Source organism: Streptomyces sp. NPDC090088, from assembly GCF_044747345.1.
GTDB lineage: Bacteria > Actinomycetota > Actinomycetes > Streptomycetales > Streptomycetaceae > Streptomyces.
Genome location: NZ_JBIVDZ010000001.1, coordinates 958,292 through 977,333, shown reverse-complemented (window position 1 = coordinate 977,333; position 19,042 = coordinate 958,292). Strand labels below are relative to the sequence as shown.

The window sequence follows — 19,042 nt, the reverse complement described above, 5'->3', positions numbered from 1 at the left end:
TCTCGGCTCCCTACTGGCCGGCCAGGCCCGTGTGGGCCACGCCCGCCACGATCTGGCGCTGGAAGAAGACGAACACGATGATCAGCGGGAGGCCCGCCATGAGGCCGCCGGCCATGAGCTGGGCCCACTGGATGCCGTAGGAGTTCATGACGGTCGCGATGCCGTTCGGCATGGTCATCAGGTCGGGGTTGTTGGTCACCATGTAGGGCCAGAGGAAGTTGTTCCAGGAGGCGATGAAGGTGAAGATGCCGACCGCCGCGAGGGAGGGGCGGGAGAGCGGGAGGACGATGGTGAAGAAGACCCGCCAGCGGCCCGCGCCGTCGATGAAGGCGGCCTCTTCGAGTTCGCGCGGGATGCCCTGGAAGAACTTGTAGAGGATGTAGACCATGGCGGCCGGGGCGCACTGGGGAAGGATCATGCCCCAGTAGGTGTCGACCATCCCCATCTGCTGGACCGTGGTGAAGAGCGGGACGCCGAGGACGGCCGGGGAGACCATCAGGCCGGACATGACCAGGCCCATCAGGGCGCCCTTGCCGCGGAACTCGGTGCGGGCGAAGCCGTATCCGGCGAGGGCGCTGACCAGGACGACGACGGAGGTCACGCAGACGGAGACGACCAGGGAGTTCACGAACCAGTTGGTGATGTTGCCGGTGTCGAAGAGGGCCTTCCAGGCCTGGCCGGTCCAGTGCTTCGGGAGCCAGTGCGGCGGTACCTCGACGGCCTCGGTCTCCGACTTGAGGGAGGTGAACAGGCCCCAGAGGAGGGGGGCGAGGAAGAGCGCGGAGACGGCTGTGCCGATGGCGGTGAGGACTATCTGGCTCGGGGTCCACGTCCTGCGGGGCTTCACGGGTACGGCGGTCGTCATCGGGTGGCCTCCTCGGTGCGGTTGCGCAGCAGCCACATGCGCGCGAGGGCCACGGCGGCGATGATCACGAAGAAGATGATGGAGATCGCGGAGGCGTAGCCCACGCGGTAGCTGGTGAAGCCCTCTTCGAGGGTGTACTGGACGAAGGTGCGGGTGGAGCTCTCGGGGCCGGGGCCGAAGTCCATCATGACCACGGCCTGGTCGAAGACCTGCAGGGACGCGAGGATCTGGAGCGCGATCACCAGGCCCGTGATGTTGCGGAGCATGGGGAGCGTGATGTGGACGGCGCGGTGCCAGGCGTTGGCGCCGTCCAGCTTCGCGGCCTCGTAGAGGTGGGCGGGGATGGACTGGAGGGCGGCCAGGTAGAGCAGGAAGCTGAAGCCGACGGTCCACCACAGGGTCTCGATGACGATGGCGAGCATCGCGTACGACTTGTCGGTCAGCCAGGGGGTGTTGCCGCCGAAGACGTGGTTGATCATGCCGGTGCCGGGGTTGAACAGCCACTGCCAGAGGTTGCCGGCGACGGTGGAGGGGAGCAGGAAGGGGGCGAAGAAGCAGAGCCGCCAGAGCCACTTCCCGCGCTCGATGTGGTGGGCGAGCATCGCGAGGAGGAAGGCGAGGACCGTGATGCAGGGGACCACCAGGAGGGTGAAGTACGCGCTGTGGCCCAGCGCGTCCCACATCAGCGGGTCCTTGAGGGCCTCGCGGTAGTTGTCGAGGCCGACGAAGTTGGCGTCGGCGCCGGTGATGTTGGCGTCGGTGAGGCTGAGGTAGACACCGCGCAGCAGCGGCCAGATGACGAAGAGCGTGAAGAGGAGGAGGAAGGGCGCCACGAACCAGCCGCCGTGCTGGAAGCCCTGTCTGCGGCGGAGGGTGGCGCTGACGGCGGCGGCTCTGGTGCGGGCCGGTGCGAATACGGTCTCGGCGGTCGTCATGCGGCCGTACCTCCCTGCGCGGCGGTCTTGCCGTCCATGGGGTTCTTCATCGCGAGCAGCGTGGCGAGTTGCTTCTTCATCCGGCCGGCCGCGGCGTCGGGCTTGGCCGAGCCCACGGTCGAGGAGACGACGATCGGGCCGACGCGCTGGGCGAGGATGCCGGTGGAGCCCGCGAACCAGACCTTGGGCTCGTTGGCCTGGTGGTCCATCGCCGACACGTACTCGTTCTGCGGGTAGAGCTTCTGGTACGCGGGGGTGGACAGGGTCGGCTTGTAGGCGGGGATGTGGCCGCCGGCCGCCCACTGCTGGGCGTGGGTGACGACGTAGGCGGCGAGTTGGTGGGCGGCCTCGTCGGTGGCGCCGCCGCGGTCGGACTGGTGGGGCAGTACGAAGGAGTGCGACTCGGCGTGGGTGGCCCGGGTGCCGAAGACGGGCGGGAGGGGGATGGCGCCGTAGTCGAGCTCGGCGCCGGAGTAGACCGGCACCGACCAGTTGCCCTCCCAGGCGAAGGGGGCGCCGTTGATGAACTGTTCGGCGTTGACGGAGCCCATGGCGGGGTCGGCGTAGCCTTCGCTGACGTGCCGGCGCAGGAACTCCAGGACCTGGGTGGCCTTGTCGGTGTCGAAGGTGACCTCGGTGCGCTCGTCGTTGAACCAGGTGCCGCCGAGCTGGGTGTAGAAGGCGACGAAGAACCACCACTGGAAGTTCTGGTCGTTGATCCACAGGCCGATGGTCTGCAGGCCCTTCTTGGTGGCCTTCTTGGCCTCCTTGAGGACGCCGAACCAGTCGTCGACCGAGGTGACGGGCACGATCCGGTCGTCGGCGCCGAGCAGTCCGGCCTTCTTCAGCACGTCCTTGCGGTAGAAGCAGAGCTGGACGTGGATGTCGAGCGGGAGGGCGTAGAGCTTGCCGTCGATGACGCCGCGCTGCCACAGCCTGGGGTTGTAGTCCTGTTCGCGCAGGCCGTACTTGGCGAGCAGGTCGACGTCCCAGGCGTCCAGGAGGCGGCCCGGCGCGAAGCCGTCGACCCGGCCGATGTGCATGACGCCGAGGTCCGGGGCGCGGTTGCCGGCGGCGGCCATGGCGAGCTTGGTGTAGAAGGGGTTGCCCCACTGGAGGGTGGAGTCCTTCACCGCGATGTCCGGGTGTGCCTTACGGAAGGCGTCCAGCATCGCGATCATGTTGGAGCCGTCGCCGCCGCTGAAGAGGTTCCAGTAGCGCACCCGGGTGCGCGCGGTGGAGGCGAGCGCGTCGGCGCCGGTGCCCAGGGCCGCGAAGCCGAAGCTTCCTGCCACCGCCAGCCCTCCCGCCGTGCCCAGTAGTTGCCTGCGACTGAGGCCAGGTCGTCCCATTGCCTGCCCTTACACTCGTTCGACATTTCGGATTACGCTCGTAACTTCGAACGGGACCGTAAAATCGAAGCGCTTGCGCGTCAATGGGTCCGGCGTGACTTTCCTGTATCGGGCAGTCGTTCTCATGTGAACCACCGGCGTCGGAACCCATGACGCGGGCACTTCGGGACGCGTAATCTCGGACCGGCCGACGCAGCGCGGCGACCGCCGTGGGGGCGGTGCGAAGGGGGAGCGATGGACTTGGCCGGCGCGCGGCACCGGTGGGCCCGGATCGCCGCGAGGCTGTGCCCCTGGCGCTCCCGGACGAACGCGGGGATGCGCGTCCTCGCCGCCGACCTCGCCGCCGCCGTCCGCGCCCGGCCGCACCCGCCCGCCGGAGTGGGCGAGCTGTGCCGGGCGCTGTGCGAGGAGATGGCCGCGCGGCGCGCCGGGCGTCCGGTGGAGCTGCGGTTCGAGCGGTTCCCGGACGAGATCGAGGTCACCGGGCTGTGGGTGGAGTTCCAGGACTTCGACCTGGTCATCGTCGAGGAGCGGGCCGAGGCCGTGCAGCAACTGGTCATCCTCGGCCATGAACTGTGGCATCTGCACGCCGGGCACCGGCACCAGCACGGGGTAGGCCCGGCGGCGGCACGGGCGCTGGCGGACCAGCCGGGCTGGCGGGAGCGGGCGCTGACGGTGGCCGCGCGCAACGGCTCCCGGGAGAGCGACGAGGCCGAGGCCGACGACTTCGGGTACCGGCTGGCGACCGCCTTCCGGCCCTACGTCGAGAACCCGCACCGCAGCCCGCCCGACCCCGTCCAGCGGACCCTCGGCTATCGCGGGCGCGGTGGGGCGGCACGGTGACGACCGCCTCGCCGGCGCTGAACCCCTCGCGGTTCCTCAGCGAGTTCTACATCTCCTTCTGGATCCCGACCGCGGTGCTGACCACCGCCCTGGTGATCAAGCTGCCCAGCATCGTCCGGCTCTGGCGCGATCCGCTGCTGCGCGCGGTCGGCGGACTGCTGCTGCTCGGCTGCGCGGTGTTCGTGTTCTGCAGCCCCTCGACGATCACCGCCGTGAACCGGTGGGCCGGCGTGCCCAACATCTCGGCGCCCTGGTGCTATTCGCTGCTCACCGCGGTCGGCGCCTCCTGCCTGCTGCTGATCATCGCCTGGCGCAACGGCCTCTCCGACCGCTCGGCACCCACCCGGCGCGCGATCCGCTGGGTGGTCGCCGGCTACGCCGGGGTGATCGCCGCGCTGTGGCTGCTGTTCGCGCTCGCCGACGTGCCGGTGGAGCGGCCCCGGGACCTCGACACCTACTACGCCACCGCCCCGTTCATGGGCGAGGAGATCCTGCTCTACCTCCTCGCCCACTGCCTGGCCTGCGTCATCACCTCGCGGCTGATCTGGAACTGGGTGCGCACCGAGGGCCTCGACGCCTGGCTGCGCTGGGGACTGAAGCTGCTCGGTGTCGGCTACCTGCTCAACCTGATCTTCGACGCGGCCAAGCTGGTCGCGGTCGGCGCCCGCTGGTCCGGCGCGGACCTGGACTGGCTCAGCACCGACCTGGCCCCGCCCGTCGCCGCCCTCGCCGCCATCCTCATCGCCGTCGGCTTCATCCTCCCCCACGCCGGCCAGTACCTGCACGACCGCTGGCGGATCCGGCTCGCCCACCGCGAACTGCGGCCGCTGTACCGGCTGACCCGGACCGTGCACGGCGACGGCGTCCCCTTCGTCCTGCGCGCCACCCCCGAACTGCGCCTGACACGGCGGGAGACGTTCATCCGGGACGTCCTGCTCCCCCTCACCCGCCGCATCGACACCGACCTCGACCGCCGCTCCTACGACGCGGCGCTCGCCCTCGGCCACCCGCCCGACCAGGCCCGCGCACTGGCGTCGGCGGTGAGCATCCTGGACGCGGTCGACACCCGGGAGCGCGACATCGAGCCCGCGGACCACGGTCCGGACACCGCCCGCCTCCTCCAGGAGATCGGGGCGGTGTCCAGGGTGCTGCGACGACCCGAGGAGATCGAGGCGGTGCGGACCCGGGTGACGAGGGTTGCACAGCGCCCCGTCAGGGGCGCGGGGAACTGCGCGACCAGCCCCCACCGACCCGCAGCCGAACGCGAAGCCAAACCGACGTCTATCCCGCGAACGCCGGTTGGGCGACACCCTTCCCGGCCCCCGGAATCACCAGCAGGGAACCCGCCGTCGGATGCGGCCGCTCCAGGCCGACCCGGGCCGTCGTGACGTACAGGTCCGTCAGATCCGCACCGCCGAACACGCAGGCCGTCGTACGCGGGGTCGGCAGCGTGATGACCCGGTCCAGTTCACCCGTGGGCGTGTAGCGGCGCACCGCTCCCCCGTCCCACAGTGCCACCCACACACAGCCGTCCGCGTCGACCGTGAGGCCGTCGGGGTAACCCGCGCCCTCCTCGATCGTCACCAACGGGCGGCGGTTGGAGGGGAGTTCGCCGTCGTAGTCGAAGACGTCCACCCGGTTGGTCGGGGTGTCGACGTAGTAGACGTGGCGGCCGTCCGGGCTCCAGCCCGTGCCGTTGCTGACCGTGACGTCCGCCAGCAGCGTCGTCGCCGTGCCGTCCGCCGTCACCCGCGCCAGGGTGCCCCCGCCGGCCGCCTCGTCGTAGCGCATCGTGCCGGCCCAGAGGGAGCCGTCGGGGGCGACCGCCGCGTCGTTGGCCCGGCGGCCCGGGACCGGCTCGCGGTGGAGCCAGCGGAAGGTGTCGTCGGGGTCGAGGAGGGCGACGCCGTCCCGGAGGTTGAGGACCAGACCGCCGCCGGCGCGCGGCTTGACCGCGCCGACGTGCTGGTCCGTGGTGCGGATCGTCCGGCGGCCGGTCGCCGGGTCGTAGGTGTGGACGCGGGAGCCGAGTACGTCGATCCAGAGGAGACGGCCGGTGGCCGGGTCCCAGGTCGGGCCCTCGCCGAGGGTCGCCTCCGCCGCCACCGCGACCTCGTACGCGGTCGTCGTCATCCCACGCTCCGGTGGCCGAGGCGCTCGGAGAGTTCGGCGGCGCCCTTGGCGGCGAGCTGCTCCAGCTCGCCCCGGCGCTCGTCGCTCCAGCGGATCATCGGAACGGAGATGGAGAGCGCCGCGACGACCTGGCCGGTGCGGTCCCGGACCGGCGCGGCGACACAGGAGACGTCCGGGTTGGACTCACGGCTCTCCACGGCGATGCCGCGCGCGCGGATCTCGGTGAGGGCCTCGCGCAGGGCGTCCGGGTCGGTGATGCTGTTCGGGGTCATCCGGACCAGGTCGGCGTCGGCCGGGATGCGCGCGGACAGCTCCGGCTCCGGCAGCGAGGCCAGCAGCATCTTGCCGACCGAGGTGCAGTGGGCGGGCAGCCGGCGGCCGGCGGCGGAGACCATGCGCACGGCGTGCGTGGAGTCGACCTTGGCGATGTAGATGACGTCGGTGCCTTCGAGGATCGCCACATGGACGGTCTCGTCGCAGGTCTCGGCCACCGACCGGGCGACCTGCTGGCCCTCGGCGGCGAGGTCGAGCTGCTCGGCGTACCGGCTGCCGAGCTGGTACGGACGGACTCCGAGCCGGTAACGTCCGGGCTGTCCGGGTACGGGCACGATGTACGAGCGGGCGGAGAGCGTGGTCACCAGCTCGTGCACGGTGGTCCGTGGCAGCTGGAGTTTGCGCACTATGTCGGGGGCGGAGAGGGTCCCGTCCCCGTCCAGGAAGAGCTCAAGAATGTCGAGAGCCCGGGTCACGGCAGGCACAAGGCGTCCCACGTCCGGCCCCCTCCCTTGGGTAAGCGCCAGATCTCGTCGGAGCGGCGGAGCCGTTCGAGATATCAACAGGCGATCGGCATGACGAACACAGGCTAACCACCGAGGATTCCCCGGGCAATGGCCGGGAACGAGCCGGACACACGCAAGTGCACCATGGATCTCATGCAACTGGACTTCCAGCTGGTGCTGCTGCGCCGCATGGCCGACCACAACCCGGACCTGGTCGAGGACGCCCGCCGAGCCCTGGGCGCCTCGCTCGCGGACATGCGGGAGGCCAACAAGCGCTGGCAGGCGATGGTCCGCTCACCCAGATCCCGGTCGGCGGCGGCCCGCTACCGCTCGGTCCTCGGCCCGCCCGACACGGAGTCCAGACGCACGGTCGGCGACCTGGAGTGCGCGGTCTGGCAGTGGCCGCTCCCCCTGTGGCCCACCCTCCGCTTCGAGGTCCTGGCCGGGGCCGGCGGCGCGGTCTGGAACGAATGGCTGGTCCGCGCCCCCGGCGCCCCGGCCCCGAGGCTGGAGACCTTCGAGGACCTCACCCCCTGGTCCTGCACCCTCGACGAGGCCGCCCGCGCCTTCGCCCCCGCCCGCCCCCTGGAGGGCACCGCCCCCACCCGCTGGGGCCTGGCCCTCACCCTCCCCGACGGACGTCAGGCGGTCGCGGAGTTCACCTGGGGGCTGCTGCAGCGCACCGCGGTCATCGACGACGCGCCGCGCCGATGACCGCGGCCACCACCGCGTCCACCGACCCGGGGTGCAGGAACAGGAACAGGTTCGGCTCGATCAGCTCCAGCTCCATCACCCGGGGCCGACCGTCCTCCCCGTCGACCAGGTCCACCCGCGCGTACAGCAGCTCGGGAGCCTCCGGTACGGCGGCCAACGCGTGGTCGGCAACCGCGAGTTCGGCCGGGGTCGGGGTCCACGGCTCCAGGTCGGGGTGGGCGACCTTCTCCGCGTCGTACGCCGTGCCCCGGGTGAGCACGGCCCGCTTGCGGCTGGCGTGCAGCAGCCGCCCGCCGAAGAACTGCAGCGCCCGCTCCCCGCTGACGTCGATCCCGGAGACGTACGGCTGCACCATCGCGGTCAGGCCCTCGTCGTGCATCCGGGCGAGGTGCCGTACGGCCGTCCCGTGATCGGCGGGCGTGTAGCGGGCGGCGAACCGGGCGCCGGCGCCGAAGGTGGGCTTGACGACGAAGTCGCGGTCGGCGGGGAAGTCGGCGAGACCGGCCGGGTCCCCCGGCGCGAGATACCGGGTCGGCACGACGGGCACACCGGCCGCCGCGAGGTCGCCGAGATACCGCTTGTCGGTGTTCCACCGGAGCACCGACGCCGGGTTGAGGATCCGCGTCGCCTTCGCCACCCGCTCCACCCACGCCACGAACTCGTCCGCACGCCAGCTGTAGTCCCAGGTCGAACGGACCACGACCAGGTCGTAGCCGCCCCACTCCACCTCCGGGTCGTCCCACGGGTGCGCGACCGCGTCCGCCCCGGCGGCGGCCAGCGCGCGCAGCAGCACCGGCAGGTCCTGGTCCTTGCTCGGCTCGGTGCCGGGGTCGTAGGTGGCGAGGGCTATCCGGGGCACGGCGGGGGCTCCCTTGGCTGACGGCGGCGGCTGCGTTCCTGCGTTCTTCGGAAGGCTAGCCGCTGACCTGTTGACCTTCACCTTCGGTGAAGCCCCAGCATCGATGGCGGACGTCGAGGAACGCGAGGCAGCGCATGCAGTGGATGACCATCGGAGCCTTCGCCAAGGCCTGCCGGCTGTCACCGAAGGCACTGCGGCTCTACGACGAGCTGGACCTGCTGCGGCCCGCCCGGGTCGACCCGGACACCGGCTACCGGTACTACGCCGCCGCCCAGCTGGAACGCGCGCGGCTGGTGGCCTGGCTGCGGCGGCTGGGGATGCCGCTGGCGCTGATCCGCGAGGTGTGCGGGCTGCCGGCGGGCCGGGCCGCCCAGGAGATACGCGCGTACTGGGCGCGGGTCGAGGCGGAGACCGTCGTACGGCGGGATCTGGCCGCGTTTCTCGTCGACCACCTGTCAGGAGAAGAGACGAGAAGGGACACGACGACCATGCTCGAACTGCGCTATGCGGCCCACTCGGACCGGGGGCTCGTCCGGCCGGCCAACCAGGACACCGCCTACGCGGGACGGCGGCTGCTGGCCGTCGCCGACGGGACGGGAACGGCCGGGGACCGGGCCAGCGCCGCCGCCGTGGAGGCGCTGAAGTTCCTGGAGGACGAGGAGTTCCCGGCGGGCGGCGTGCTGAACCTCCTGGAGGACGCGGTGCGTTCGGCCGGTGCGGCCGTGCGGGAGGTGGCCGGGGGCAGCGCGGACATCGGTACGACGCTCACCGCGCTGCTGTGGACCGGGTCCCGGCTGGCCCTCGTGCACATCGGGGACTCGCGGGCGTATCTGCTGCGGGACGGGGAGCTGTTCCGGATCACGCACGACCACACCGTGGTGCAGTCGCTGATCGACGAGGGGCGGCTGACACCGGAGGAGGCGGACAGCCACCCGCAGCGGATGCTGCTGGCCAAGGCGCTGTCGGGAGGCGCGGAGGCGGTCCCGGACCTGAAGCTGCACGAGGCCCGGCGCGGGGACCGGTACCTGCTGTGCTCGGACGGGCTGAGCAGGGCGGTGCCCGACGAACGGATCCGGGAGCTGCTGGCGGGCGGGACGGAACCGGGGGACGCGGTGCGGGTGCTGGTCGAGGAGGCGAACGCGGCGGGCGGGGCGGACAACGTGAGCTGCGTCGTGGCCGATGTGGTGGCCGACGTGGCCGGTGCGGTGGCGTCGGCCGACCCGTCCGTCCCGGCCGGATAAGAGGCGCCGGGAACCGCGTGGCCTCGGGACCTGGTGTAGGAAGGGGCTGTCGAGGTTCCGACCGCTGTGTCCGATGTGAGGAGTCGTCGCGTGTCCCTTCTGTTTCCGGCGTTGGTGGACGGTCCGGGCGAGCAGGTCGCCCTGCGGTTCGGCGCGAGGTCGTTGACGTACGGGGAGGTCGCCGGCGCGGCGGGGGCCGTCGCCGGCCGGGTCCGGGACGCCGAGCGGGTCGCCGTGTGGGCGACCCCGGAACTGGAGACGGCCGTCGCCGTCGTCGGTGTGCTGCTCGCCGGCCGGGCGGCCGTACCGCTCAATCCCAGGTCGGGCGAGGGGGAACTCGCGCACATCCTCACCGACAGCGCGCCCACCGCGGTGCTGGCGGCCCCCGGCGCCGCCCTCCCGCCGGCCGTGGCCGCTCTGCCCCGGATCGACGTCGACGTGCGGGCCGCCGGCCCGGTGCCGGAGGACCGTACCGCCGAGGACGACCCCGCCCTCGTCGTCTACACCTCCGGCACCACCGGGCCGCCCAAGGGCGCCGTCGTCCCGCGCCGCGCGCTGGTGGCGACCCTGGACGCGCTGGCCGACGCCTGGCAGTGGACCGGCGAGGACACCCTCGTGCACGGCCTTCCGCTCTTCCATGTGCACGGGCTCGTGCTGGGGATCCTCGGGCCGCTGCGGCGCGGCGGTTCCGTGCGGCACCTCGGGCGGTTCGACACGGCCGGGGTCACCCGGGAGCTGAACGACGGCGGGACCATGATGTTCGGCGTCCCGACCATGTACCACCGCATCGCCGAGGCCCTGCCCGACGACCCCGGACTGGCCAAGGCGCTCGGCCGGGCCCGGCTGCTGGTCTCCGGCTCGGCGGCGCTGCCCCTGCACGACCACGAGCGGATCACGGCCGCGACCGGACGGCGGGTCATCGAGCGGTACGGGATGACCGAGACGCTGATGAACACCAGCATGCGCGCGGACCGGGAGGCGCCGGCCGGAACGGTGGGCGTCCCCCTGCCGGGTGTGGAGCTGCGGCTGGTGGAGGAGGACGGCACGGCGATCGCGGACCTGGACGGGGAGACCGTCGGGGAGATCCAGGTGCGCGGCCCGAACCTGTTCACCGAGTACCTCAACCGGCCGGACGCCACCGCCGCCGCGTTCACCGCCGACGGCTGGTTCCGCACCGGGGACATGGCCGTGCGCGAGCCGGACGGCTCGGTGCGGATCGTCGGACGCAAGGCCACCGACCTGATCAAGAGCGGGGGTTACAAGATCGGGGCCGGTGAGATCGAGAACGCGCTGCTCGAACATCCGGGGGTGCGGGAGGCCGCCGTCACCGGGGAGCCGGACGCGGACCTGGGCGAGCGGGTCGTCGCCTGGATCGTCCCGGCGGATCCGCAGGCGCCGCCGTCGCTGCCGGAGTTGGCGGACCATGTCGCCGCCCGGCTCGCCCCGCACAAGCGGCCCCGCGTCGTCCACCACCTGGACGCCCTCCCCCGCAACGACATGGGGAAGATCATGAAGCGGGCCCTGGGTGCCTGAGGGGACGGCCGGACGGCTCTCCGCCCGGCGGATCCTCGGCCTCGTCACCGACCCGGACACCTTCACCGAACTCCCTTACCCGACAAGGCAGTCCCGCCCTGACGGACCCCTCGCCTGGCAGGGGTACGACGCCTCGCGCGCCCGCGCCGCCGAACGCACCGGCGAGGAGGAGTCCGTCGTCGTCGGGACCGCGCGCGTCGAGGGCACGGCGGCCGTGCTGATCGCCTTCGAGTTCGGCTTCCTCGGCGGCTCGCTGGGCGAGCGGACCGGGGACCGGCTGGAGGCGGCGTACGTCCATGCCCGCGCCCACCGGCTGCCGGTGGTGCCGCTGGTCGCGACCGGCGGCAGCCGGATGCAGGAGGGCATGCTCGCCCTCTCCCAACTCCAGCGGGTGGCACGGCAGTCGGCGCTCACCCGGGAGGCGGGGCTGCCGCAGATCGCCGTGCTGCGCGATCCGACGACCGGTGGCGGCTGGGCCACCCTGGGGGCCGGCGCGGACGTCGTCCTGGCCCTGCCCGGCGCACAGGTCGGCTTCGCGGGCTCCCGGGTCCGGCCGCCGGACGCGGACCCGGCCGCGTACACGGCGGAGGCCCAGGTCGCGGCGGGGTCGGCGGACGCCGTGGTGTCCGCCGAGGAGCTGAAGCCGGTGCTGGGGCTGTGGCTGCGGCTGCTCACCACACCGGCCACGGCCCCCGCCGACCCGCCGCCCGCCCTCGGCGGCAGCGGGCTGCCCACCACCGGCTGGGAGGCCGTCCAGCGGGCCCGCGCACCGCGCCGTCCGCGCGCCGAGGCCTACCTGGACGCCTACTTCAGCCGCCGGGTCGCCCTGTCCGGCGACCGGTGCGGCGGCGCGGATCCGGGCGGGATGCTGTGCGGGTTCGGCGAGCGCGACGGCCGTGGCGTGGCCTTCGCCGCGCAGACCGGCACGGCGACCCGGCCCGCCGGGTACCGGACCGCCGCCCGGCTGATACGGCTCGCGGACCGGCTCGACATCCCCGTACTGACCCTCGTCGACACCCCGGGCGCCGCCAACGACGCCGAGGCGGAGCGGCAGGGAGCGGGCGCGGCGATCGCCGAACTCTTCGCCGAGGTGGCGGCGGCCCGCACACCGATCACCACCCTCGTCATCGGCGAGGGCGGCTCCGGCGGCGCACTGGCCCTCGCCGCACCCCACAACACCTGGGCCACACCCGACAGCTACTTCTCCGTCATCGCCCCCGAACTGGCAACAGCCATCCTCAAACGCCCCCCGGAGGAGGCCGAGGCCACCGCCGCCCAACTCCGCATCCGCCCCCAGGACCTGGTGGAGCTGGGCGTGATCCGCGGGATCGTGGACCACCCCGGCAACGCACCCACCACACCGCCACCGCCCGGACCACGTCCTGGGTGACGAGCCGCTGCGGGTGGGGGGTGCGGTCGGGTGCGGAGGCGGCAGGGGGGCGCGTCCGGCGGCGGTGGCCGCCGGGGCGTGGTCGGCCTGCGCCCCCCCCCTTCGGACCGCGAAACCCCCCATTCAGCCGCGCCCCGCCCGGCCCCCTCCCGAAGGCGCGCCGTCCTGATCGCCCGGAGGATGCGAAGCAGGCCGCCGACCGGCGGTGTCAGCCCACACGGCCCGCGCACTCGGGAGGATCTGCCGTGACCGTCAGTCTGGAGCAGTTGCGCCGCTGCCATTTCGCCGTCGATCTGGGGGCCGCCCGCACCCGGGTGTATGTGAAGGGCATGGGCCTGGTCGTCGACCAGCCTTCCGTCGCCGCCGTGAACACCCGTACCGGCGCCCTGATCGCCGTCGGCGAGTTCGCGGAGAAGATGACGGGCCGCACGCCCGACTACATCCGTGTCGTACGCCCCATCTCGGGCGGCACCATCGTCGACATCGAGATGGCCCAGCGGATGCTGCGGCATCTGCTCGGCGACAAGATCCGCCGGATGCTGCGCCGCAAGCCCCGGCTGCGCGGGGCGGCCTGCACCCCGCACGACGCCGATCCGCTGACCCAGCGGGCGACCATCGAGACGCTGGTGGGGCTGGGGGCGCGGCGGGTGGAGCTGGTCGACACGCTGATCGCCGCGGCCGTGGGGTGCGGGATGCCCGTGGAGCGGCCCGAGGCGACCATGATCCTGGTGTGCGGGGCCGCAGCGACGCAGGTCGCCGTGCTCTCCCTCGGGTCCATCGTGTGCGCCGAGCGGCTGCCGGTCGGCGGCGAGTCCGTGGACCACGCGATCGTGCAGCACCTGCGGCACGAGCACGCGCTGATGCTGCCGAGCCAGTCGGTACGGCCGTTGCAGCTCGCCCTGTCCGGCAACGGGCTCACCCCGCAGGGGCCGGCGTCGACGGAGATCCACGGCCGGGACGTGGTCACCGGGCTCGCCCGCAGCGTGCAGGTGGACACCGCGGCCGTCCGGGACGCCATCCAGACGCCGCTGACGGCCGTGCTCGACGGGATCGGGAAGGTGCTGCGGGACTGCCCGCCCGACCTGGTCGCCGATCTCGCCGACCGCGGGATCATGATGGTCGGCGGCTCGGCGCTGCTGCCCGGCTTCGACCAGCTGCTGCGGGAGGCCACCGGGATGCCGGTGCACATCGCGGAACGGCCGGACGTGTGTGTCGTCCAGGGCATCGGGGCGATGCTGGAAGGCCGGATCGAACCGCTGGTGCTGGATCCGCTGGCAGCGTAGGACGTACGCGATGTGAGTCGATGCGCCCCCTGCGCACCTTGTCGTGTCTCGATTAGGCTGTACTCACCGATGGTGACGGGAGGGGACGTTCCGTGACAGCCGAACTCACCGAGTACCTCGCCGGGGCGGCAGCGGTCACCCGCCTCGCCGTCACCCGCGTCGGAGTGACCGGGCACCGTTCGATCCCGCCGTCGCTCCTGCCGTTCGTCCACTCCGAGCTGCGGCGCCAGTTGAGCCGTACGGACGTGGAACTGGAGGCGCTCAGCTGCCTCGCGGCCGGCGCCGACCAGCTGTTCGCGGACATCGCCCTGGCGCACGGCGTCCCGGTGACGGCCGTGATCCCGGGCATGGACTACGAGGCCCATCTGGGCGACGAGGAGGCGCGGGCGACGTACCGCAGGATCCTCAGATCCTGTACGACCCGGGTCGACCTGCCCCGCCAGCCGACGCACGAGCAGGCGTACTTCGCGGCGGGCTGCTGGGTCGTGGAGCACTCCGACCAGCTGATCGCCGTATGGGACGGCCGGCCCGCGCGCGGTCCGGGCGGCACCGGCGACGTGGTGGCCTACGCCCGGCGCCGCGGGGTGCCGGTGACGGTGCTGTGGCAGCCGGGGGTACGGCGGGACTGACGCCGGCCGGTCCCGGGCGCCAGGCCACGGACGGCGCGTCAGTTGCCGAAGCGCACCAGCCACTCCGTGTGCGCCGGGGACATCAGGCGTTCGGCCTCCTCCACCGCCTCGGCCCAGCCCGACTCCGTGACCGTGGTGGACATGGCGATCCGGGTGGTCTCCAGGTCCTGTTCGATGAGGGAGTGGGCCTGGGTCAGCGGTCCGTGCCGCCGTACCTCCTGCCAGGCGACACCGGCCGCGGCGGCCGCGCTGAGCAGCCCCGCGAGGTCCGCGCCGCCGAGCAGGCCGACGGTCCGCAGCAGGGCGGCGGCCAGGGCGAAGAGGGTCAGGCCCGCGGTGACGCTCGACCAGCGGGCGGCGGCGCGGTGCGCGCGCGAGGCCCGGTTCTTGTACCAGACCGCCTGTTCCAGGAGCCGGTCGCGCAGATAGAGATCCCGGCGAGCCGGGTACGACTTGGCCCGCTCCGCGCGCATCCGCGCCGTGATCTGTCCCTTGCCGCGCTCCCCGACCCCGTCGCGGGAGTCCTCCCAGCCGCACTTGCGCAGCTCGCGCAGGCGGTCTTCGAGGCGCTCCGCGAACACCGCGTCCGGGTCGGCGACATCGGAGTGGAAGGGCCCGCCGTGCACCATGTACTGCCAGGCCAGTGTCTTCGTCAGCTCGGCCGCCGCCCGGTGCGCCTGCCAGTGGGCGCGGGAACGGCGGCGGGAGGTGCTCAGGCCGAGGGCTATCGTCAGCCCGTACAGCACCGCGGCCAGTACCGTCATGACGTGCCCGGAGGCCTGTTCGGTCAGCACGGCGGCCGTGGTGGCCAGAAGCAGCAGGAGCAGATGCGTACGCACCGCCCGGAACGAATCGCTCTGATGACGCAACGCCCACTGATCGCTCGACCGGAACAGCGGCGGCAGATCCTGATCGTCCAGCGTGGTGCTCGGAACCGGAGTGGTTGCAGCCCCCATGACGCCCCCCGAATGCCGTGCGCGCCCCCGAAAGCTCTCGCGCGCCCCCGAAATACCGGCCTGAGATGTCAATGAGGACGGAAAGCCGGTCCGTGCACAAGAGGGTCGCCGGGCATTCCTGGTATAGGGTCCGCCGGAACGAGGCGACGAGACAGACTGTCCCTTAGTTCGTAAATCCTGCCGCCGCCCACGAATCGATCTTTGGCGGGCGCCGGTAGGACACCCGTCGTTTCGACCATCCGAACCAGGGCTGAGAGGCACCATGAACATTCCGGTGACGCCCGTGCGGCGCACTTACCCCACCATCACGCCGGCCCTCCGGCACACCCGTCTGGCGGACATGGACCCGAGCACGGCCGTGGCGGCGCGCGACGCGGGCCGTGTGACGGACCTCCCCGACCGCCGCTCGGACCAGCAGGTCAGGTTCAATTCGGCTGTCTGATCCGGAAGGGCTGACGTGGCGCAAGGCGCTGATGAGGCAGCAATATCCGTACGGCGTCCCCGGTCGCCCGGCAGCCCTCCCCTGAGACAGCTGGTCCTCAAGATCCACAGCAGGTGCGATCTGCTCTGCGACCACTGTTACGTCTACCAGCACGCCGACCAGAGCTGGCGGTCCCGCCCCACCTTCATCCGGCCGGAGACCGTGCGGTCCGTCGCCGACCGGCTCGCCGAGTACGTGCAGGCACGGTCGCTGGAGTCCGTCTCGGTGATCCTGCACGGCGGCGAGCCGCTGCTGGTGGGCCCGGCCCGGTTACGGGACATCTGCGCGCGGCTCACCCGCACGCTCTCCCCGCTGACCACCCTCGACCTGCGGATGCACACCAACGCGGTCACCCTGAACCGGCGCCATCTGGACGTCTGCCGGGAGTTCGGGGTCCGGGTCAGCGTGTCCCTGGACGGCGACCGCGCCGCCAACGACCGGCACCGGCTGGACCGCAGGGGACGCAGCAGCCACGACCGCGTGGTGCGCGGCATCCGGCTGCTGCGGGAACCCGAGTACCGCCACCTGTTCAGCGGGATCCTGTGCACGGTGGACGTGGCCAACGACCCCGTCGCGGTGCACGACGCCCTCACCGAGCTCGCCCCGCCGCGGATCGACTACCTGCTTCCGCACGGCACTTGGGAGAACCCGCCCCCCAACCCCACCGGGACCGCCGCACCGTATGCCGACTGGCTGCTCGCGGTCTTCGACCGCTGGGAGGAACAGGGCCGCCCGATGCCGGTGCGGACCTTCGACTCCGTGCTCAGCACCCTGCGGGGCGGACCGCCCCTGACCGAGGCGATGGGACTGGCGCCCAGCGACCTCGCCGTGATCGAGACGGACGGCACCTTCGAACAGGCCGACTGGCTGAAGGTCGCCTTCCCGGGCGCTCCCGAGACCGGCTACGACGTCTTCCGACACGGTTTCGCGGAGTTCGCCACGCACCCCGGTGTGCGGGCCCGGCAGGCGGGCGTCGACGGCATCAGCGACACCTGCCGCCGCTGCCCGGTGGTGCGGTCCTGCGGCGGCGGCCTGTACGGGCACCGGTACCGCTCGGAGAACGGCTTCGACAACCCGAGCGTCTTCTGCGCCGACCTGCGCTCCCTGGTCGACGGCATCGCCGACCGGGTGACCGACCGCTCCTTCGCGCCCGCGGTGCTGGGGACCGACCGGCTCGTCTGGGCCCAGCTGGAGCTGGACCGGCTGCTGCTGCGCCGGACCCGGCAGCAGCTGGTGGCCGAGCCGGACGCGGCGGACGCCTGGCGGCTGCTGCTGGCCCTGGACGCCGACCCCGAGGCCGCCCCGCACCTGGACGAGGTGCTGGCCCACCCCTATGTACGCACCGGCCTGCACCACTCCCTGCGCGGCTCCGCCGACACGGCCAGGTTCATGTCGCTGACCGCCGCCGCGGCGCTGCGCGCGGAGGTACCGGCCACCCTCTCCTGGGACCAGCCCGGCACCCGGCTGCACCTGCCCACCTGGGGCACCTACCGGCTGGACGCCCCCGGCCGGATCCAGGTCACCGTGGCACCGGACGCCTTCCGGGTGCGCGGTGGCCACCAGGAGCCCGATGGCTCCTGGGTCCGGCTCGGCCACGTCCCCGCCTCCCCGCGCTGGCGCCCGCTCGGGCGGTTGCCGTCACACAACGGCCCGCTCGTCGACGACGCCGACCCCTACCGCGACTGCTATCCCGTCGCCGTCGTCCCGCCGCTCGTGGACGACGGGTTCACCGCGCGGCTGAGCCGGGCCTACGAGCTGCTGGACGAGGAGGCCCAGGACCGTCCGACCGCCCCGGACGAGTTCCGCCCCACCGTGCTCACCCCGCTGGCAGCGGGCAACGGTCTGCGGCTCGGCGCCCACGGGTTCGGGGCGCTGGGCGTGGCGGTGGACGTGACGCCCGAGCAGTTCGCCCGGGAACTGCCCCGCATCGGCCGCCGCGCCCGGCTCATCGCCCTGCGCGAAACGGCCGATCTGCACCGCCCGGGCAGCCCCGCGGGTACCCTGCTGGACCGGGCGGACGAGGCACTGGGGCGACGGGAGCCTCGGGAGGCCGCACGGGCACTCACGGCGCTCACCCTCCTTCCGGAATCCGAACTGACGGTCACCGGTGCCGTATGGGTGGCCGGCATGTGGTCGCAGTGGGCGAACATCTAAGAGGCATCTCGTGACCGAAGAGTCGCAGCCGGCGGAACTGACTCACCTCCTGCGCCGGCTGGGCGTCCGAAGGGGCGGCGTGCTGATGGTGCACGCCTCGCTGAGCGGCACCGGAACCGCTCCGGACCTGGTCCGGGACGCGCTGCTGGCCGCGCTCGGCCCCGGGGGCACGCTGGTCGTCCCCGCGTTCACCCCGGAGAACTCCGACACCTCCCGGGCTCATCGGGAGGCCGTTGCCGGCATGAGCGCCCTGGAGGTGGCCGAATACCGCAGGTCGATGCCGCCGTTCGACCCGGACGCCACCGAGTGCCCGACGATGGGAGCGCTCGCCGAGTGCGTGCGGTCGACGCTCGGTGCCGTACGCAGTGCGCATCCGCAGACCTCCCTCGCCGGGCTCGGACCTCAGGCGCGGGCGCTGCTCGGGCGGCATCCGCTGCGCGGCCACTTCGGCAGGCTCTCCCCGATGGCGCGGCTGTACCGCGCCGACGCCCAGATCCTGCTGTTGCGGGTGGGGTTCGAGGTGTGCAGCGCGTTCCACCACGCCGAGTACCTGATACGCCCCAGGCCGCCCCGGCGCACCTACCGGTGCGTGGTGGGCGAGAAGGGGAACTGGATCTCGTACCGGGATCTCGAACTGGACGACAGCGACTTCGGCGAGATCGGATCCCGGCTGCCGCGTGAGCTGCTCGCCCAGGCCGAGTGGGGGTCAAAGCCGGTCGTGTTGTGTGCAATGCGTGACGTTGTCACTCACGCGAAGATCCAGATGTCCGGATATCGCCGATCTTTGACCTGAAAGCAGTGAACCGCACGGTCTGCCGGTCGGGCACATTGTTGGTTCGGCCGTAGAGCGACCGTCGGCGGGGCAGTCCGTCAGCTCAGCGGCGGGCAGGGGGAC

General features: G+C 72.5%; 17 protein-coding genes. 10 read left to right on the top strand and 7 right to left on the bottom strand.

Going from position 1 to position 19,042, the window contains the following annotated elements; all coding sequences use genetic code 11:
- Positions 1–10: 10 nt before the first annotated feature.
- From ACIPSJ_RS04320 to ACIPSJ_RS04310, 3 genes are read right to left on the bottom strand one after another with little or no spacing between them, the layout of a single operon-like run.
- Positions 11–865 (bottom strand): carbohydrate ABC transporter permease, encoded by an 855-nt coding sequence (locus ACIPSJ_RS04320; RefSeq protein WP_359208468.1) that lies wholly within the window; start codon positions 863–865, stop codon positions 11–13.
- Positions 862–1,800: a sugar ABC transporter permease gene (locus tag ACIPSJ_RS04315; protein ID WP_359208471.1), complete on the bottom strand. Its 939-nt coding sequence runs from the start codon at positions 1,798–1,800 to the stop codon at positions 862–864. The genes ACIPSJ_RS04320 and ACIPSJ_RS04315 overlap by 4 nt, the downstream gene beginning before the upstream one ends.
- Positions 1,797–3,152: an extracellular solute-binding protein gene (locus ACIPSJ_RS04310; RefSeq protein WP_359208474.1), complete on the bottom strand. Its 1,356-nt coding sequence runs from the start codon at positions 3,150–3,152 to the stop codon at positions 1,797–1,799. Before ACIPSJ_RS04310 ends, ACIPSJ_RS04315 begins: the two co-directional genes overlap by 4 nt.
- A 234-nt stretch (positions 3,153–3,386) precedes the next feature.
- Here ACIPSJ_RS04310 and ACIPSJ_RS04305 point away from each other — a divergent pair, with 234 nt between their 5' ends.
- The gene (locus ACIPSJ_RS04305) at positions 3,387–3,995 is read left to right on the top strand and encodes a toxin-antitoxin system, toxin component family protein (RefSeq protein ID WP_401343270.1); all 609 of its coding nucleotides are present in this window, start codon (positions 3,387–3,389) and stop codon (positions 3,993–3,995) included.
- Complete coding sequence (locus tag ACIPSJ_RS04300) at positions 3,992–5,383, top strand: MAB_1171c family putative transporter (protein WP_401343268.1); 1,392 nt, start codon at positions 3,992–3,994, stop codon at positions 5,381–5,383. Before ACIPSJ_RS04305 ends, ACIPSJ_RS04300 begins: the two co-directional genes overlap by 4 nt.
- Here the strand turns inward: ACIPSJ_RS04300 and ACIPSJ_RS04295 are convergent.
- Both ACIPSJ_RS04295 and ACIPSJ_RS04290 read right to left on the bottom strand, forming a co-directional pair.
- The gene (locus tag ACIPSJ_RS04295; protein WP_401343266.1) at positions 5,277–6,128 is read right to left on the bottom strand and encodes an SMP-30/gluconolactonase/LRE family protein; all 852 of its coding nucleotides are present in this window, start codon (positions 6,126–6,128) and stop codon (positions 5,277–5,279) included. The genes ACIPSJ_RS04300 and ACIPSJ_RS04295 overlap by 107 nt on opposite strands.
- On the bottom strand, positions 6,125–6,898 hold the full coding sequence (locus ACIPSJ_RS04290) for an IclR family transcriptional regulator (RefSeq protein ID WP_359208486.1): 774 nt from the start codon (positions 6,896–6,898) through the stop codon (positions 6,125–6,127). The genes ACIPSJ_RS04295 and ACIPSJ_RS04290 overlap by 4 nt, the downstream gene beginning before the upstream one ends.
- Before the next feature lie 117 nt (positions 6,899–7,015).
- On the opposite strand from ACIPSJ_RS04290, the gene ACIPSJ_RS04285 reads away from it, so the two are divergent.
- Positions 7,016–7,621, top strand: a complete 606-nt coding sequence (locus tag ACIPSJ_RS04285; RefSeq protein WP_401343264.1) for a hypothetical protein — start codon at positions 7,016–7,018, stop codon at positions 7,619–7,621.
- Here the strand turns inward: ACIPSJ_RS04285 and ACIPSJ_RS04280 are convergent.
- Positions 7,596–8,480, bottom strand: coding sequence for a hypothetical protein (locus ACIPSJ_RS04280; RefSeq protein WP_359208491.1), 885 nt, complete (start codon positions 8,478–8,480; stop codon positions 7,596–7,598). The genes ACIPSJ_RS04285 and ACIPSJ_RS04280 overlap by 26 nt on opposite strands.
- A gap of 134 nt (positions 8,481–8,614) precedes the next feature.
- Here ACIPSJ_RS04280 and ACIPSJ_RS04275 point away from each other — a divergent pair, with 134 nt between their 5' ends.
- The 5 genes from ACIPSJ_RS04275 (at position 8,615) to ACIPSJ_RS04255 (ending at position 14,556) form a co-directional block, all read left to right on the top strand.
- Entirely contained in the window at positions 8,615–9,721 is a 1,107-nt protein-coding gene (locus ACIPSJ_RS04275; protein WP_401343262.1) for a MerR family transcriptional regulator, read from the top strand.
- A gap of 90 nt (positions 9,722–9,811) precedes the next feature.
- On the top strand, positions 9,812–11,254 hold the full coding sequence (locus ACIPSJ_RS04270) for an acyl-CoA synthetase (RefSeq protein WP_401343260.1): 1,443 nt from the start codon (positions 9,812–9,814) through the stop codon (positions 11,252–11,254).
- Positions 11,247–12,644 carry a carboxyl transferase domain-containing protein gene (locus ACIPSJ_RS04265; RefSeq protein WP_401343258.1) on the top strand — a complete coding sequence of 466 codons (1,398 nt, stop codon included), beginning with the start codon at positions 11,247–11,249 and terminating at the stop codon, positions 12,642–12,644. The genes ACIPSJ_RS04270 and ACIPSJ_RS04265 overlap by 8 nt, the downstream gene beginning before the upstream one ends.
- Positions 12,645–12,889: 245 nt before the next feature.
- Positions 12,890–13,927, top strand: coding sequence for a rod shape-determining protein (locus tag ACIPSJ_RS04260; RefSeq protein WP_401343256.1), 1,038 nt, complete (start codon positions 12,890–12,892; stop codon positions 13,925–13,927).
- Positions 13,928–14,019: 92 nt separating this feature from the next.
- Complete coding sequence (locus tag ACIPSJ_RS04255) at positions 14,020–14,556, top strand: hypothetical protein (protein WP_359208506.1); 537 nt, start codon at positions 14,020–14,022, stop codon at positions 14,554–14,556.
- Positions 14,557–14,594: 38 nt separating this feature from the next.
- Here the strand turns inward: ACIPSJ_RS04255 and ACIPSJ_RS04250 are convergent, their stop codons facing one another.
- A complete protein-coding gene (locus ACIPSJ_RS04250; protein WP_401343253.1) occupies positions 14,595–15,512 on the bottom strand; it encodes a DUF4231 domain-containing protein in 918 nt (305 codons plus the stop codon).
- A gap of 457 nt (positions 15,513–15,969) precedes the next feature.
- On the opposite strand from ACIPSJ_RS04250, the gene fxsBH reads away from it, so the two are divergent.
- Positions 15,970–18,147: a radical SAM/SPASM protein FxsBH, inactivated beta-hydroxylase extension form gene (fxsBH, locus tag ACIPSJ_RS04245; RefSeq protein ID WP_401343251.1), complete on the top strand. Its 2,178-nt coding sequence runs from the start codon at positions 15,970–15,972 to the stop codon at positions 18,145–18,147.
- A gap of 85 nt (positions 18,148–18,232) precedes the next feature.
- Entirely contained in the window at positions 18,233–18,940 is a 708-nt protein-coding gene (locus ACIPSJ_RS04240) for an AAC(3) family N-acetyltransferase (RefSeq protein WP_401344566.1), read from the top strand.
- Positions 18,941–19,042 lie beyond the last annotated feature (102 nt).